The organism is Paraburkholderia sp. BL21I4N1, assembly GCF_002973525.1.
Lineage (GTDB): Bacteria > Pseudomonadota > Gammaproteobacteria > Burkholderiales > Burkholderiaceae > Paraburkholderia.
On the sequence record NZ_PVEN01000001.1, the window covers coordinates 751697 to 767494 of the forward strand.

Annotated in this window: 13 protein-coding genes; 9 read left to right on the forward strand and 4 right to left on the reverse strand. The window is 61.7% G+C overall.

Annotation, left to right across the window (positions count from 1 at the left end; genetic code table 11):
- Positions 1–3: 3 nt before the first annotated feature.
- The gene (locus tag B0G83_RS03205; RefSeq protein ID WP_105505952.1) at positions 4–1107 is read right to left on the reverse strand and encodes a TIGR03118 family protein; all 1104 of its coding nucleotides are present in this window, start codon (positions 1105–1107) and stop codon (positions 4–6) included.
- Between the two features lie 304 nt (positions 1108–1411).
- On the opposite strand from B0G83_RS03205, the gene B0G83_RS03210 reads away from it, so the two are divergent.
- From B0G83_RS03210 to B0G83_RS03230, 5 genes are all read left to right on the forward strand, one after another.
- A complete protein-coding gene (locus B0G83_RS03210) occupies positions 1412–2158 on the forward strand; it encodes a superoxide dismutase (protein ID WP_105505953.1) in 747 nt (248 codons plus the stop codon).
- A gap of 294 nt (positions 2159–2452) precedes the next feature.
- Entirely contained in the window at positions 2453–3010 is a 558-nt protein-coding gene (locus B0G83_RS03215) for an RNA polymerase sigma factor (RefSeq protein WP_105505954.1), read from the forward strand.
- Positions 3007–3975 (forward strand): anti-sigma factor, encoded by a 969-nt coding sequence (locus tag B0G83_RS03220; RefSeq protein ID WP_105505955.1) that lies wholly within the window; start codon positions 3007–3009, stop codon positions 3973–3975. The genes B0G83_RS03215 and B0G83_RS03220 overlap by 4 nt, the downstream gene beginning before the upstream one ends.
- A gap of 300 nt (positions 3976–4275) precedes the next feature.
- Positions 4276–5094: an alpha/beta fold hydrolase gene (locus B0G83_RS03225; protein ID WP_105505956.1), complete on the forward strand. Its 819-nt coding sequence runs from the start codon at positions 4276–4278 to the stop codon at positions 5092–5094.
- 130 nt (positions 5095–5224) lie between these two features.
- Positions 5225–6130: a cation diffusion facilitator family transporter gene (locus tag B0G83_RS03230; RefSeq protein ID WP_105505957.1), complete on the forward strand. Its 906-nt coding sequence runs from the start codon at positions 5225–5227 to the stop codon at positions 6128–6130.
- Positions 6131–6137: 7 nt separating this feature from the next.
- Here the strand turns inward: B0G83_RS03230 and B0G83_RS03235 are convergent, their stop codons facing one another.
- Positions 6138–7118, reverse strand: coding sequence for an aldo/keto reductase (locus B0G83_RS03235; protein WP_105505958.1), 981 nt, complete (start codon positions 7116–7118; stop codon positions 6138–6140).
- A 271-nt stretch (positions 7119–7389) separates the two neighbouring features.
- On the opposite strand from B0G83_RS03235, the gene B0G83_RS03240 reads away from it, so the two are divergent.
- Complete coding sequence (locus B0G83_RS03240; RefSeq protein WP_105505959.1) at positions 7390–8463, forward strand: purine nucleoside permease; 1074 nt, start codon at positions 7390–7392, stop codon at positions 8461–8463.
- Between the two features lie 239 nt (positions 8464–8702).
- Here the strand turns inward: B0G83_RS03240 and B0G83_RS03245 are convergent, their stop codons facing one another.
- Positions 8703–9020 (reverse strand): DUF4148 domain-containing protein, encoded by a 318-nt coding sequence (locus B0G83_RS03245; protein ID WP_105505960.1) that lies wholly within the window; start codon positions 9018–9020, stop codon positions 8703–8705.
- A 235-nt stretch (positions 9021–9255) separates the two neighbouring features.
- On the reverse strand, positions 9256–10260 hold the full coding sequence (locus tag B0G83_RS03250) for a LysR family transcriptional regulator (protein ID WP_105505961.1): 1005 nt from the start codon (positions 10258–10260) through the stop codon (positions 9256–9258).
- Positions 10261–10433: 173 nt separating this feature from the next.
- Here B0G83_RS03250 and B0G83_RS03255 point away from each other — a divergent pair, with 173 nt between their 5' ends.
- The 3 genes from B0G83_RS03255 to B0G83_RS03265 are packed head-to-tail and all read left to right on the forward strand — an operon-like array spanning position 10434 to position 15795.
- A complete protein-coding gene (locus tag B0G83_RS03255) occupies positions 10434–11288 on the forward strand; it encodes an alpha/beta hydrolase (RefSeq protein ID WP_105506568.1) in 855 nt (284 codons plus the stop codon).
- 43 nt (positions 11289–11331) lie between these two features.
- Positions 11332–12552, forward strand: a complete 1221-nt coding sequence (locus tag B0G83_RS03260; protein WP_105505962.1) for an efflux RND transporter periplasmic adaptor subunit — start codon at positions 11332–11334, stop codon at positions 12550–12552.
- 57 nt (positions 12553–12609) lie between these two features.
- Positions 12610–15795 carry an efflux RND transporter permease subunit gene (locus B0G83_RS03265; protein WP_105505963.1) on the forward strand — a complete coding sequence of 1062 codons (3186 nt, stop codon included), beginning with the start codon at positions 12610–12612 and terminating at the stop codon, positions 15793–15795.
- Positions 15796–15798: the final 3 nt, after the last annotated feature.

Consider the following 15798-nt stretch of genomic DNA (forward strand, 5'->3'; position numbering starts at 1 on the left):
CGCTCACGGCGTGACGTCGATACGTCCATACACCCCGCTCGTCGGTGTCGGCCCTGCCGCGAAAAACAGCGTATTGAGCGGCTGATTCGCGAAGCCGTTGCCGAAGCCGATCCCCCAGATGCCGGGCTGTTTGAACGTCGTGCCGTCGGTGTTCATCAGCGCGCCGGCAAATACGCCGGTATTCGGATCGAACGCGTCGATCGTGCCGTCGCCGAAGTTGCCCACCAGCAGCAGATTGCTCGCCGCGCCGAAATTCGCGGGTGCGAGCGCGACACCCCAAGGTGAATTCAGCGTGCCCGCGGTCGCGATGCGTTTGATGAAATTGCCGGCGGTGTCGAACGCATCCACCACGCCGTTGCCCGCGCCGTTGACCTGCGTATGGCCGTCGGGACCGAGCAGCGCGTACGTGACGTACACCGTGCCGCCGATTGCCGCGATGCCGAACGGCGACAAGCCGGCCGGAAGATTCGGATCGCTGAAGTTACCGGCGAGATGGATCTTGTTGAACGATTTGTCGAACACATCCACTTTCTTGTTGTGAAAGTCCGCGGCGTAAAGCAGATTCGCGCCTGCGTTTGCGCCGATCGCGAGACCTTTGTAGACCGCGCCACCGGCGCCGTCGTCGAAAGCATTGACGGCCTGGGTCGGCAAGACCTTCGGCGACCACGCGGCAATCGTGCCGGCGTCGGTTGCCCACAGGAACAGCGCATTGGACGCGGCACCGCCGTTCGCGCTGATCTGGAAATCGGTGCTCTTGTTGAACACAATGCCGGTCGGACCCGCGGCGGCGCCGGCGGCATTCGGCGCTATCGTCACGACCAGCGACTGCACGACGCCGTTGCCGTCATAGAGCGTCGACCTCTTCGTGTTGTTGTCCGACACCCACACCACACCGGTCGGATTGAACGCGATACCCCAGCCGTTCTTCAGATTGGGATCGATGTTCGGCGCACTCGCGCTGCCGTCCGAGACGAGCGTGGTGGCCTTGAATTGCGACGGCAGTGTCGGCGTCGGGGTGCCCAGGTGATTGCCGCCGCCACATGCGACGAGGGTGACGGCCGCGACACCGCACAGTGCGGTAAGCACTGCGTTTCGATGCAGTTTCATAGTGAAGTTCCGGTAGAGGGATGAGTGCGTGCCCGCCGCGCCTTCACGAGATCAGGCGAGCGAATCGACAACGCGAGCCGCAACGGCTGCGAGTCCGTCGGCATGGACCGCGGATCATTCGACCGTCATTGGCAAAACGCACGGCGGCGCGCTTTATTCCACCCACACTGCAACGATTTTTCGCGCGAAAAAAATTTGCTTCACGTGGGAATAGCCGGACGAGGTCAACTGTTCTGTGTGAGTGGCCACGACTCACCGTCTTTCAGGCGATGGCTGCGCTCTCTCCACAATCTCGGTACCTGTCATGCTCAATTCGCTCATTTCCCGCCGTCGCCTGATTGCGACCGGGTCGCTGGCTTCGGTCGGTGTCGCGCTCTCCCGTTTTGCTTTCGGCCAAACGGCGCAGACCGGCGCGAAGCCCACGCTCAGCGTCGTGCCCGCGTATCTCGGCGTGTCGCCGCAAACGCTGCCGCCGCTGCCGTATGCGGAGAACGCGCTCGAGCCGACCATCTCGGCACGCACGGTGGGGATTCACTACGGCAAGCACCATCGAGCGTACTTCGACAATCTGCACAAGCTGCTGGCCGGTACGCCGCTCGAACAGGCGTCGCTCGAACAGATCATCGTGCAGTCACACGATCAGCCGACGCTCGCCGATGTATTCAACAACGCGGCGCAAGCGTGGAATCACAACTTCTACTGGAACTCGCTGAGTCCTGCCGTGACCGCGCCGAGCGCAAAGCTGCAGGCCGCGATCGAACGCAAGTTCGGCTCGATCGAAGCGCTGTCGAAGGCGCTCGTCGCGACATCCGCGTCGCAATTCGGTAGCGGTTGGGGATGGCTCGTCGTCGATCGTGGCGAACTCGCGGTCGTCAAGACGGGCAATGCGGAAACGCCGTTTACGGCCGACCTCGCGCCGTTGCTCACGGTCGACGTGTGGGAGCACGCGTACTACCTCGACTATCAGAATCGCCGTCCGGACTATCTGGTGGCGACCGTCTCGCGTCATCTGAACTGGGCGTTCGCGTCGGCCAACTTCGAACGCGTGTAATCGACGCTGGGGCCATCGCACCGGATGGGTGTGCGATGGCCTTCGCGGATTCTTTTGCTGTGTCTCCTCGGTCCGTCGGCGAACCTTTTAATTGAACTATGTTTAGTTAACGAAAGCAGTCTGTTTAGTTGGCGTCCCGTCTCAAACGGCCGGATTCTCGGATTTCATGCATTTTTTTGCGGCAGCAGCGGTATGACTAACGTTGTACAATCCGCGAACTTCGTGGCCTGCCCGCAACGGCTGGTTCTTCGGCCGTCTCGTTCGCCCGCAACCCCTGCTTCCAGCCAGTCAATCATGTCAACAGCAGATGTCGTGGATCTGCCGAATTTGCTGCCGGGCATGCTGCCGCGGCTGTGGGCATTCTCCTTGAGACTATGCGGCAATCAGCACGACGCCGAAGACGTACTCCAGCGTGCCTGCGTGCGAGGGCTCGAACGTGCCGATCAATTGCAGCCGGGTACGTCGCCGCTGAGCTGGATGTTCTCCATCGTTCACTCCACCTGGATCAACGAATTGCGCGCGCGCAATGTGCGCAGCCGGTCGAGCATGGAGTGGGACGATAACTTTCTCGAGACGGTGGCCGATCCCGGCGCACGCAATCCGGAAGCGAGCTTGCTGAGCGGCGAAATCATCGCGGCTGTCGAGCGTTTGCCCGACGCGCAGCGGATCGTGATGCTGCTGATCGCCGTCGAAGGAATGAGCTATGCAGAAGCAGCCGAAACGCTCGGCGTGCCGATCGGCACGATCATGAGCCGGCTGTCCCGCGCGCGCCAGACTATCGGCGCACAATTCGGCGAGCGCGACGCGTCGGCAGCGCGCTCAACCGGCAACACACAGAGAGCGGCGCAATGAAGATCGATGACGCCATCCTGCTAGCCTACGTCGACGGCGAACTGCCGGGCGACGAATGCGTGAAAGTCGAGCACGCGATCCATGAATCCGCGGAGATCGCCGCGCGCGTGTCGATGTTGCGCGCGTCGCAACTCCCCTATGCCGAAGCATTCGATCAGCAATCGCTGCCGCCGGTGCCTGAGTCGTTGAGCCGAAGTGTCGACGACATGATCCGTCAGCATCGCGCCAATGCGTCCGCGCGGCAGCACGCGGCCGGCGTTGCCGATGCTTCGTCGCCTGGCGAGCCTGAAGAAGTGTCTTTAGGTGAGAATGTGCATCGTCTGAAGCCGCGCGTCCGTTCACTGCCCACGCTGTCGTGGCCGAAGCTCGCCGTCGCGTTCGTTGCGGGCGCATTCTGTTGCGGCCTCGCGTTGCGACTGGTGCCGCAATTGGCGGGCAACGGCAACAGCAACGGCGGTAGCGCCGGCATTACCACCGCCTCGAACGACGCCGTCATGATGCCGTGGATCCGGGCCGCCGCTGGCTATCAGCAGCTTTACACGCGCGATACGGTCGCGCTCTTGCAGCCCGACATGAATGTGACGACCGCCACCGTCGCCGACATTCGCCATGTCGACAACCTCGCGATGCAGATTCCCGATCTGAGCGGGCAGGGCCTCACTTTCAAGCGTGTGCAGCGCTTGCGCTTTCATGACAAGGCGCTCGTGCAGATCGTCTATCTGCCGCAAAAGGGCAACCCTGTCGCGCTGTGCGTGCTGAAAGAGGCGAAGGCGGACGCCGCGCCGTCGGACGGCAATGTGCATGGCATGGCCGTGGTGTCGTGGCGTCGCGGTCAACTCGGCTATGCGTTGATCGCCGAGCCCGGCACAGTGGATCTCGACGCGCTCAGCAAGCAGTTGTACAACGGTCAGGTCACGACCACGGTTGGGAGTGCTAGCAACGGCGCGCCTGAGCCGCGAGTTTGATCCCGTTGTGGTCGACGCATGCGCCGGGTCGTTGATGAAAGGCCGCGCGAATCCATATTGTTGTGCTTGCGATCGGAGACAGCGCTTTGCAGACCCATCTATTTCGTTGCAGGACCGATGAATTTATTCAAACGGTCCGATCGGCGGAATGTATCGGCTACCGCGGCGGCAAATAAAGTTTGGAATAAAGCCGATGAAACGGGGTTAACGCTGGAGTCACGTGTAAAAAACCTGGCTCCCTGTCGCGGTCACGCCGCGATATCGAGTTCGTTGACCCTCATCAATCTATTCCGAACAGTCATGAAATCCTTTCGTCTCTCGAATGTCGTTGCACTCGTCGCGCTGACGGCGCCGCTGTTCTTTAACGAAGCGTCGGCGCAAACCACTCAACCCGTGCGCGCCAACAATGTCGTTCTGGTGCATGGCGCCTGGGCCGACGGCTCCAGCTGGAACGGTGTGGTGGAACGTCTGCAAGCGGCCGGCATGCATGTGACGGCGGTTCAGAACCCGCTCACGTCGCTCGCGGATTCCGATGCGGCCACGCGTCGCGCGCTGGCTTTGCAGGACGGTCCGACGGTGCTGGTCGGGCACTCGTGGGCCGGCACGGTAGTGAGCGACGTGGGCAACGATCCGAAAGTCTCGGCACTCGTGTATGTGGCCGCACGCGCGCCCGACGCCGGCGAGGATTTCGTCGCGCTGTCGGGCAAATTTCCGACCATGCCGGTTCGTGCGGGCGTGGAGAATCACGACGGCCTGACCACCATTTCCGAAACCGCCTATCTGCGTTATTTTGCAAACGGCGTCACGCCCGACCAGGCGAAGGCAATGTACGCGGAACAATGGCCGACGGCGGCTTCGCTGTTTGGCGAGCGCACCACGGCGGCCGGCTGGCACGTCAAACCGACGTTCTATGCGGTGTCCAAAGACGACCAGACCATCTCCCCCGATCTGGAGCGGTTCCTCGCCGCGCGTATGAAGGCGAAGACGATTGAACTCGATGCGGGTCATCTGTCGCTCGTATCGCATCCGCAGGACATCGCTAATCTGATTCTGGAAGCGGCGGGTCATGAAGCGGGCGCGGCAACGACAACGGCAACGACCGCAGCGGTCAAGAACTGAGTCTTGAGGTGGCGAGGCGATATCGACACCGATATCGCCGCTGAGGGTCATCGCTCGGCGTGGGTCGTGTTCGTCGTGTGGAGACGGTGCGGTATGATTGGCGCCGATCCCCACCGACGCCTCCACGACGATGAAAGAAGAATCGCCGAAAGCCATTTTCTATGCGCTCGCCGCCAACCTCGGCATCGCCGTCTGCAAGTTCGCCGCCGCTGCGTTCACCGGTTCCGGTTCAATGTTCGCCGAAGCGATCCACTCGACCGCCGACTGCGGCAATCAACTGCTCCTGCTATTCGGTCTGCGCGAAGCGCGCAAGCCCGCGAGCCCGTTGCACCCCATGGGCAGCGGGCGCGAGATCAATTTCTATTCGCTGCTGGTGGCGCTGCTGCTGTTCTTCGTCGGTGGCGCGTTCTCGGTGTATGAGGGCGTGCATCGGCTGTTCGAGCGTGAGCCGCTGCAGTACGCGTATGTCGCCTTGGCGGTGCTTGGCGTGTCGGTCGTGCTGGAGGCGTTATCGCTGTGGGGCGCGGTGAAGGAAATCCGCAAGACGCATCCGGATAAAAGCATGTGGCGCTGGTTTCGCGAGACACGCGAATCCGACTTGCTGGTGGTCGCGGGCGAGGATATCGCGGCGTTGGCGGGGCTCGCCATGGCGTTCGTCGCGGTGCTGCTGACCATGGTGACCGGCAATCCGGTTTACGACGCGCTAGGTTCGATCGGCGTGGGGCTGCTGCTGATGGTGATCGCGTGGCTGGTGGCGCGCGAGGTGAAGTCGATGATCGTCGGCGAGTCGGCGAGCCCGGAAGTGCGTCGCGCGATCGAGGCGCATCTGAAGGCGCGGACCGAAATTCGCAGCATCATCAACATGATTACGCTGCAATGGGGCCGCCACGTGGTGGTGGCCGTGCAGGCCGAAATGATCGACTACGCCAGCGGCCGCGCCATGGTGGACGCGATCAACGTGATCGAGGCGGACTTGCAGGCGGCCTTCCCGCAAGTCCGTTGGGTGTTTTTCGAGCCGGACGTGCCGCGCGTTTGAAACCGGCTTATTTGAAACCGGTCACCGCGTGCGGTACATACAGTTCTTCGAGCTGATGGATTTCGTCGTCGCTCAGTTTCAACGACAACGCGGCGACCGCATCGTCCAGATGATGCAGCTTGGTCGCGCCGACAATCGGCGCGGTGATCGGCTTCTTCTGCAGTACCCACGCTAACGCGACCTGCGCGCGCGGCACACCGCGCTCATTGGCAATCTTGCTGACCCGTTCCACGATCTTGCGATCCGCGTCTTCGGTTTGCGCATACAGCGTTTGGCCGAATTCGTCGGTTTCGGAGCGTGCGCTTTCGGTATTCCAGTCGCGCGTCAGACGCCCGCGCGCCAGCGGACTCCACGGAATCACGCCGATGCCCTCGTTTTCGCACAGCGGCAGCATTTCCCGCTCTTCCTCGCGATACAGCAGATTCACGTAGTTCTGCATCGTCACGAAACGCGTCCAGCCATGGCTTTCCGCGACGTGCAACGCTTTGGCGAACTGCCACGCGTACATCGACGACGCGCCGATATAGCGAGCCTTGCCGGCCTTCACGACGTCGTGCAGCGCTTCCATGGTTTCCTCGATCGGCGTCTCGTAGTCCCAGCGATGGATCTGGTACAGATCGACGTAGTCGGTGCCCAGGCGCCGCAGGCTGTGATCGATCTCCGACATGATCGCCTTGCGCGACAAACCGGCGCCGTTCGGACCGGCATGCATGCGGCTGTTGACTTTGGTGGCCAGCACGATCTCGTCGCGTTTGGCAAAGTCCTTCAGCGCGCGGCCGACGATTTCTTCGCTGGTGCCGTCCGAATAGACATTGGCCGTGTCGAAGAAGTTGATGCCGTAGTCCAGCGCCTGTTTGATGAAGGGCCGCGCCGCTTCATCGTCGAGCGACCAGGGGTGGGTGCCGCGAGCGGGCACGCCGTAACTCATGCAGCCAAGACAAAGACGCGATACATCGAGGCCGGTGCGGCCGAGTTTCACATAGTCCATCGTGATGCTCCAGGTGCGAAGTGAGGTGCACAAAGGCGGTGCACCTTTGAACGGGAATTCATTCGGGGCATGCTGCGAACCATCGATTATAAGAACTCGGCGAAAAGTGCGTATTGAGCCGATTCGCATGCGTTTTGCGCGGCGCGCTCCCTGAGCGCTCGGGAAATGATGCGCTGCGTAGTGGCAAATGATTTCCTCACACCTATACTTCTTCCGGCTTGAAAGCGGCACTCTTTCCCAACCTGCATCACAAGCAAAAAGGAAGAACTCGATGCTGACTCGCACACTCGGCGCTTTCTGCGCTATCACGCTCGCGGCCTGCGCGGCGTTTACACCTGGCCCGGCCAGCGCTGACGACAACGGCGATTTCTCGCAAGCCAGCGGCGGCTCACACGGTCGTCCCGTCAAGGTCATGATCATTTCGATGTTCGGACCGGAAGGCCAGGTGTGGCTCGACCGGCTTGGGCCGTGGCGCGATATTACGGTAGACGGGTTGTCGCCCGACTACCCGACTGTTCACTGCAACAAGCAGGACGTGTGCGTGATGACCACGGGCATGGGACATACCAACGCGGCTGCATCGATCATGGCGCTCACGTTCTCGCCGCGTTTCGATTTGCGGCACACGTACTTCATGGTGGCCGGTATCGCCGGGATCGATCCGCAGCAAGGCACGGTGGGTTCGGCCGCGTGGGCGAAATATCTGGTGGACTTCGGGATTCAGTGGGAGATCGACGGGCGTGAAATTCCGTCGAACTGGAATACCGGCTACCTCGGCATCAATACCACGAGTCCAACGGCGAAGCCGCCGCTCGACTATAAGACCGAGGTGTTCCAACTGAATATGCAGCTTGCCGATACGGCGTTCGCGCTGTCGCGTAACGTCGCCTTGTCGGACGATGCGCAGGCTCAGGCCGCGCGGGCCAAGTATTCGTACGCGCCGGCTAATCGGCCGCCTTCGGTGGTTCAGTGCGACACGCTTGCCGGAGATACGTGGTGGTCCGGCACGTTGATTGGCCAGCGCGCTCGTGACTGGACCCGGATTCTGACGGACGGCAAGGGCGTTTACTGCACGACGCAGCAGGAAGACAACGCAACGTACGAGGCGCTCAAACGTGCCGCTTCCGTACGCAAGGTCGATTTGAACCGCGTTGCCGTGTTGCGCGCCGGCTCCGATTTCGACCGGCCTTATGACGGACAGACGAGCGCCGACAACCTGCTCAACTACGCGTCGCAAGGCGGCTTCACCATTGCGATCGAGAACCTGTTCCGCTCTGGCAATCCGCTGGTGCAGGATATTGCCACGCATTGGAGCGAGTGGCGCGACGGCGTACCAAAGCGCTAGATCCAGTTAGCTAATAAGCGTGGCGGCGGAGGATCGACTCCGCCGCCACGCTCATCCGCTACCAACAACACACTTACCGTTGCCGCGCGCGATAGGGCGTCCAAACGGGTGCGTCAGTATCCCAATGGTCGAGTTCAGAGGGTGTCATGATGTGCTCCTTTTTGAAGAGTGCATGGTTGGCGCCACGCCGAGCGTTTCTTTTGGAAACCGAATCATTGCGGCCGCTTCGCTTCATCGCATTACTGCTTTTCGGCTACCCGCGTGACGTCGCCGTTCTGGCCTTCCTGCAAGGCAATACGCGCCGCCTGCGTTTGACCGATCAAACCTTTGTTGGGGTACGTGGTGCGATTCAGCGAAGGCAGCGAACCGTCGCGATACGCGGCGACCAGTTCAGCTTGTACTTCCGCACGCGTCTTGCCGGTTGCGGCCACCGTTGCGGCGGGTTGTGTTTCATAAGTACCGGCGCGACCGATACCGCCGCCGCCGTTACCTTGCGCGAACACCGGTGCGCTTGCGAGCAGCGAAAGAGCGAGACCTGCCAGGAGATTGCGTTTCATGATTCACCTCTGTCGATTTGTTTGCAGCGCAAGCAGCGCCGCGACAGGGTGAAATGTAGACTTCGAGACAGTGCGGATAAATCGCACTTTCGCGAAATGAATTGTCGCGATTCCGGAACAATCGTTGTGAGGGCCGCGCGAAAGGCGGTTGATCGAGGCAACCGCGGCATTAGCGCCGCGGTTGGAATTCACTGTTCCAGAAACTGTACTTCAATTGCCGTTCAAGACTAGTTGCTCACGCAACCCATTCGGTGATGACGGGTGTGTCGAGTGTCGGTGCCGACTCGCGTTCTTCGAAAGTACGCTTCGTGCAGGTGGCGTCGAGACTACCGCGTCCGCTCAACAACGGGCAACGATCGAATAGCTCTGCAATCCAGTCTACGAAAACGCGGACTTTAGGCGACAGATGGCGACTGTGCGGATAGACCGCGGAAATTGGCATCGGCAAAGGCTTCAGTTCCGGCAACACTTCTACCAACTGACCCGACCGCAGATGCGGCAGCACCATGAAGAGCGCCGGCTGAATCAAACCGAAGCCTTCAAGTCCGCAAGTCACGTAGGCGTCCGCGTCATTCACCGACACGATGCTCTTCATCTTCACTTCAACTTCTTTGCCATCCACCATGAAGGCCCAATCGAGCGTGCGTCCCGTGCGGCTTGAGAAGTAATTGACTGCTTTGTGATTGTCCAGATCTTCGAGTGAAGACGGCATGCCCGCCCGCTCGATGTAATCCGGCGCCGCGCAGGTCACCCCCTCGAACAGGCCGATACGTCGCGCCACCAGCGAGGAATCCTGTAGCGCGCCCACTCGCACCACGCAATCCACGCCTTCCTGCAACAGGTCGACCGGCCGGTCCGACAAGCCCAGTTGCAGATCGATGTCCGGATAGCGTGTGTGGAATTCACACAGCGAAGGAATCACCAGCAGGCGGCCGATCGACCCCGGCATGTCGATGCGCAGCTTGCCGTGCGGCTTTTTATTGCCGCTCTGAAAACTGGCCTCGGTCTCTTCGACATCCGCAAGGATGCGCACGCAACGTTCGTAGTACGCCGCGCCGTCCGGCGTGAGCGACAGACGCCGCGTGGTCCGGTGCATCAGGCGCGTACCGAGGAACGCTTCGAGATTCTGAATGATGGTGGTAACGGATGCGCGCGGCAGGTCGAGCGTTTCCGCTGCGCGGGTAAAGCTGTTTGTGTCGACGACACGCGTGAACACTTGCATGGCCTGAAGCCGGTCCATTGCAAACCTCCGGAAGGGGCAGGCGCACCGGGCGGGAAAACGAATCCGCAGACAATCGCAGCTGATTGTTCAGGGGCGCCGAATTGTGTTGCCGGATTATAGGCATTTATTTACGAGTCTGCCGAACCCACAATTCGCACCATTGAAGTTCTATGCGCATTGCGCGGCTCGACATGGATGCATTTAAACCGCCGTACTCCTTCATGCCCTCCGGCAGCAGCCTGGCAGAGGTAGATAGCACGGCACTCGAAGTCACCGACGTGCAGATCGAAGGGCACGCTCAGGACATTACGTTGCGTTTGTACCGGCAAGGCAAGAAGACCGCACTGCCTGTATTGCTTTATTTCCACGGCGGCGGCTTTACGAAGGGCTCGATCGAGCAGGCCGACTACGCCGCGCGGTATTTCGCAGAACACTTACCGGCGCTAGTGGTGTCGGTGGGTTATTCGCTGGCGCCGCAGTTCCCGTTTCCAGCGGCACCGGAAGACGCGCATCGCGCGGCGCTGTGGGTGCAAACGCGAGCGCGCGCGTTCGGCGGTAATAGCAGGAAGGTTGGCGTAGCCGGCCACGATGCGGGCGGGCAATTGGCCAATTGCCTCGCTTTCATCGCGCGTGACCGGGGTGACGTGCAGATTGCCGCGCAGGCGCTGTTCGGGCCGATGCTCGATCCGAGCCTCACGCGGCTCGGCGACGAAAAGCGGCTCGGCTCGGATATCACCGCCAAAGAGTGTGCGGCATGTTATCGCGCGTACTTGCCGCAAGCGTCGCAACGCATGCATCCGTATGCCGCGCCGCTCGAATCGTGCCGTCTCGCGGGCCTGCCGGCCACGCTGATCGCGACGGCGCAAAACGACGTGCTGCACGTGGAAGCGGAGAAATACGCCAGCAGTCTGATCGACGCGGGTGTGCTGACGCAGGTGGTCCGCTATCCGAGCGTGTCGCATGCCGCATTGGCCGATCACCCGCCCGCATTGCAGGAAGCGGTGCAATTTTTTCAGTGGCGCTTCGACGCACGCGCTCATCGATGAACAGAAATAAGCAGAAATCCATCAACGATACCGGGAGCTTTTCATGACTATTCTTCCTCTTTCCCGTCGCCGCGTGGCGATTGCAGCGCTTGCCGTCGTTGTCGTGGCCGGGCTGGGAACGTTCGGCGCGATCCGCGTCGACGCAAGCTCGCCGGCCGCGCCGACCATCGTGCCGGAAGTCGACGTCGCCACCGTGGTGCAAAAGACGATTACCGACTGGCAGAGCTATTCGGGCCGTCTGGAAGCCGTCGAAAAAGTGGACGTGCGTTCGCAGGTGCCGGGCACGATCGTGTCCGTCAACTTCAAGGACGGTGCGCTCGTGAAGAAGGGCGACACGCTGTTCGTGATCGACCCGCGTCCGTACGCGGCGGAAGTGGATCGCGCCGAAGCGCAACTCGCGGCCGCGCAGGCGCGCACGGGTTACACGCAAAGCGATTGGGAGCGCGCGCAACGGCTGATCGTCGACAACGCGATCGCCAAGCGCGACTACGACGACCGTCAGAACGCCGCGCGCGAAGCGAGCGCCAACCTGAAGGCTGCGCAAGCCGCGCTCGAAACCGCCCGCATCAATCTCGGCTACACGAAGATCGTTGCGCCGGTGGCGGGCCGCGTGTCGCGCGCGGAAATCACGGTGGGCAACGTGGTGGCGGCGGGGGCAAGCGCCGCGCCGCTGACCACGCTGGTGTCGGTTTCGCCGATCTACGCCTCGTTCGACGCGGACGAGCAAACCTACCTGCAATACCTGAGCCGTGCGAAAGACGGCAGCAAGGTGCCGGTGGAACTCGGCCTCGCGGATGAAACCGGCTACTCGCGCAGCGGCACGATCGAATCGGTCGACAACCGCCTCGACACGTCGTCCGGCACGATCCGGGTGCGGGCGCGCTTCGATAACCAGGATGGTGCATTGATCCCGGGTCTGTATGCACGCGTGAAAGTCGGCGGCAGCGAGCCGCATGCGGCTCTGCTGATCGACGACGCAGCGGTCGGCACGGATCAGGACAAAAAATTCGTGCTGGTGGTCGACCAGAGCAATCACGTGGTGTATCGCGAGATCTCGGTGGGCTCCATGCAAGGCAACCTGCGGGTGGTCAAGGGCGGTTTGCAGGCAACCGACCGCATCGTCGTGAATGGTATTCAGCGTGTGCGCCCAGGCGACGCGGTGCGTGCCCACATGGTGCCGATGAACGCCGATCAGGATCCGAACAGCGCGCCGCTGGCCCAGACGCCGACGCAGGCACGCACCAAAGCGGACAAGAATTCGTGAGCCGAGTGCGCCGCGGTTTGACCTGAGCGGCGCATGCTCCAACGTTAAGAGCTTCCCATGAACATATCCAAATTCTTCATCGATCGGCCGATCTTTGCCGGCGTGTTGTCGGTATTGATCCTGCTGGCGGGCATTATTTCGCTCTTCAAGCTGCCGATCTCGGAGTACCCGGAAGTCGTGCCGCCGTCCGTGGTGGTGCACGCGCAGTATCCGGGCGCGAACCCGAAAGTGATCGCCGAAGCCGTCGCTTCGCCGCTCGAAGAGCAGATCAACGGCGTCGAGAACATGCTGTACATGCAGTCGCAAGCCAATAGCGACGGCAACCTCACGCTGACGGTGACCTTCAAGCTCGGCACCAACCCGGACCTCGCGACGCAACTGGTGCAGAACCGCGTCAATCAGGCGCTGCCGCGTCTGCCGGAAGACGTGCAACGGCTCGGTATCACCACGATCAAGAGTTCGCCCACGCTGACCATGGTGGTCCACCTGATCTCGCCGAATAACCGCTACGACATGACGTATCTGCGCAACTACGCGCTGCTGAACGTCAAGGATCGTCTGGCGCGGATTCAGGGCGTCGGCGAAGTGCAACTGTGGGGTTCGGGCGACTACGCCATGCGCGTGTGGCTCGATCCGCAGAAAGTCGCGCAACGCGGGTTGACGGCGACCGAAGTGGTCAACGCGATTCGTGAGCAGAACATTCAGGTGGCGGCCGGTGTGATCGGCGCATCGCCTTCGGTGCCGGGCACGCAACTGCAGTTGTCGGTGAATGCGCGTGGCCGTCTGAAGTCGGAGGGCGAATTCGGCGACATCATCGTCAAGACGACGCCGGACGGCGGCGTGACCTACCTGCGTGACATTGCGCGTGTGGAACTCGCGGCGTCGGAATACGGCCTGCGTTCGCTGCTCGACAACAAGCCGGCGGTGGCGCTCGCGATCAACCAGGCGCCGGGTGCGAATTCGCTGGCGATTTCCGATCAGGTTCGCGCCGCGATGAAGGAACTGTCGGAAGACATGCCGGCAGGCGTCGAATACAAGATCGTCTACGACCCGACGCAGTTCGTGCGTTCGAGTATCGAAGCGGTGATCCATACGCTGCTCGAAGCGATCGCGTTGGTGGTGATCGTGGTCATCGTGTTCCTGCAAACGTGGCGTGCGTCGATCATTCCGTTGATCGCGGTGCCGGTGTCGATTATCGGGACTTTCTCGCTGCTGCTTGCCTTCGGCTTCTCGATCAATGCGTTGTCATTGTTCGGCATGGTGCTGGCGATCGGGATCGTGGTGGACGATGCGATCGTGGTGGTGGAGAACGTCGAGCGGAATATCGAAAACGGGCTGAGTGCGCGTGATGCGACCTACAAGGCCATGCAGGAGGTGAGCGGGCCGATTATCGCCATCGCGTTGACGCTGGTCGCCGTGTTCGTGCCGCTCGCGTTCATGACGGGCCTGACGGGTCAGTTCTACAAGCAGTTCGCAATGACCATTGCGATCTCGACGGTGATCTCGGCGTTCAACTCGCTGACCCTGTCGCCGGCGCTGGCTGCGATGCTGTTGCGCAGTCACGGCGCGAAGGAAGACTTCCTGACGCGTGTGATGAATCGCCTGCTGGGCGGCTTCTTCAAGCGCTTCAACAAGGTCTTTCATCGCGGCTCGACGGCGTATGGCAAGGGCGTGACCGGCGTGCTGCGTCGTAAGGGCGCCATGCTCGCGGTGTACGCGATTCTGCTGGGCGGCACCGTGCTGATCTCGCACGTGGTGCCGGGCGGCTTCGTGCCGGCGCAAGATAAGGAATACCTGATTGCCTTCGCGCAGTTGCCGAACGGCGCCTCGCTGGACCGCACGGAAAAGGTGATTCGCGACATGAGCGCGATCGCACTCAAGCAGCCGGGCGTGGAAAGCGCGGTGGCGTTTCCGGGTTTGTCGGTGAACGGCTTCACGAATAGTTCGAGCGCGGGCATCGTGTTCGTGACGCTCAAGCCGTTCAAGGAGCGTGGCAACAAGACGCTCTCGGCCGGTGCGATTGCCGGTGCGCTGAATCAGAAATACGGGGCGATCAAGGATTCGTTCGTCGCGGTGTTCCCGCCGCCGCCGGTGCTCGGTCTCGGCACGCTCGGCGGCTTCAAGATGCAGTTGGAGGATCACGGCGCGGTCGGTTACGCGGAATTGAACAAGGCCGCGGAAGCATTCGTGAAGAAAGCGGCGCAAACGCCGGAACTGGGCCCGACCTTCTCGAGCTATCAGATCAACGTGCCGCAATTGAACGTCGACCTGGATCGCGTGAAGGCCAAGCAACTCGGCGTGCCGGTTACGGACGTGTTCAACACGATGCAGATTTATCTGGGCTCGTTGTATGTGAACGACTTCAACAAGTTCGGCCGCGTGTACCAGGTGCGGGTGCAGGCCGACGCGCCGTTCCGTCAACGTGCCGACGACATTTTGCAGCTGAAGACGCGCAATGCGGCGGGCGACATGGTGCCGTTGTCGTCGCTGGTCACGGTCACGCCGACCTATGGGCCGGAAATGGTGGTGCGTTACAACGGCTATACGGCGGCCGACATCAACGGTGGGCCGGCGCCGGGCTTCTCGTCGGGGCAGGCGCAAGCCGCGGCCGAACGCGTGGCGGCGGAAACGTTGCCGCACGGTGTGAAGCTCGAATGGACCGACCTGACGTACCAGCAGATTCTTGCCGGCAATGCGGGCCTGTGGGTGTTCCCGATCAGCGTGCTGCTCGTGTTCCTCGTGTTGGCCGCCTTGTATGAAAGCCTGACGCTGCCGCTCGCGGTGATCCTGATCGTGCCGATGAGCGTGCTGTCCGCGCTGACCGGCGTGTGGCTCACCGGTGGCGACAACAACATCTTCACGCAGATCGGTTTGATGGTGCTGGTGGGCTTGTCGGCGAAGAACGCGATTCTGATCGTCGAGTTCGCTCGCGAACTCGAACATGACGGGCACACCCCGCTGTCGGCTGCGATCGAGGCGAGCCGCTTGCGTCTGCGGCCGATTCTGATGACGTCGATCGCTTTCATCATGGGTGTGGTGCCGCTGGTGTTGTCGAGCGGAGCCGGTTCGGAGATGCGCCACGCAATGGGTATCGCCGTGTTCTTCGGCATGCTCGGCGTGACGCTGTTCGGTCTGATGCTGACCCCGGTGTTTTATGTGGTGCTGCGTACGCTGGCGGGCGGGACGATTCACGTCGCGCAGAAGGATTCGCCGCACTACGGCGCGCCGGCGACGGAAGCCTGAGGA

What these genes read in the sequence shown, in the direction of transcription:
- B0G83_RS03205 (WP_105505952.1), bottom strand. Translation starts at nt 1,107, where the DNA reads ATGAAACTGCATCGAAACGCAGTGCTTACCGCACTGTGCGGTGTCGCG.
- B0G83_RS03210 (WP_105505953.1), top strand. Translation starts at nt 1,412, where the DNA reads ATGCTCAATTCGCTCATTTCCCGCCGTCGCCTGATTGCGACCGGGTCG.
- B0G83_RS03215 (WP_105505954.1), top strand. Translation starts at nt 2,453, where the DNA reads ATGTCAACAGCAGATGTCGTGGATCTGCCGAATTTGCTGCCGGGCATG.
- B0G83_RS03220 (WP_105505955.1), top strand. Translation starts at nt 3,007, where the DNA reads ATGAAGATCGATGACGCCATCCTGCTAGCCTACGTCGACGGCGAACTG.
- B0G83_RS03225 (WP_105505956.1), top strand. Translation starts at nt 4,276, where the DNA reads ATGAAATCCTTTCGTCTCTCGAATGTCGTTGCACTCGTCGCGCTGACG.
- B0G83_RS03230 (WP_105505957.1), top strand. Translation starts at nt 5,225, where the DNA reads ATGAAAGAAGAATCGCCGAAAGCCATTTTCTATGCGCTCGCCGCCAAC.
- B0G83_RS03235 (WP_105505958.1), bottom strand. Translation starts at nt 7,118, where the DNA reads ATGGACTATGTGAAACTCGGCCGCACCGGCCTCGATGTATCGCGTCTT.
- B0G83_RS03240 (WP_105505959.1), top strand. Translation starts at nt 7,390, where the DNA reads ATGCTGACTCGCACACTCGGCGCTTTCTGCGCTATCACGCTCGCGGCC.
- B0G83_RS03245 (WP_105505960.1), bottom strand. Translation starts at nt 9,020, where the DNA reads ATGAAACGCAATCTCCTGGCAGGTCTCGCTCTTTCGCTGCTCGCAAGC.
- B0G83_RS03250 (WP_105505961.1), bottom strand. Translation starts at nt 10,260, where the DNA reads ATGGACCGGCTTCAGGCCATGCAAGTGTTCACGCGTGTCGTCGACACA.
- B0G83_RS03255 (WP_105506568.1), top strand. Translation starts at nt 10,434, where the DNA reads ATGGATGCATTTAAACCGCCGTACTCCTTCATGCCCTCCGGCAGCAGC.
- B0G83_RS03260 (WP_105505962.1), top strand. Translation starts at nt 11,332, where the DNA reads ATGACTATTCTTCCTCTTTCCCGTCGCCGCGTGGCGATTGCAGCGCTT.
- B0G83_RS03265 (WP_105505963.1), top strand. Translation starts at nt 12,610, where the DNA reads ATGAACATATCCAAATTCTTCATCGATCGGCCGATCTTTGCCGGCGTG.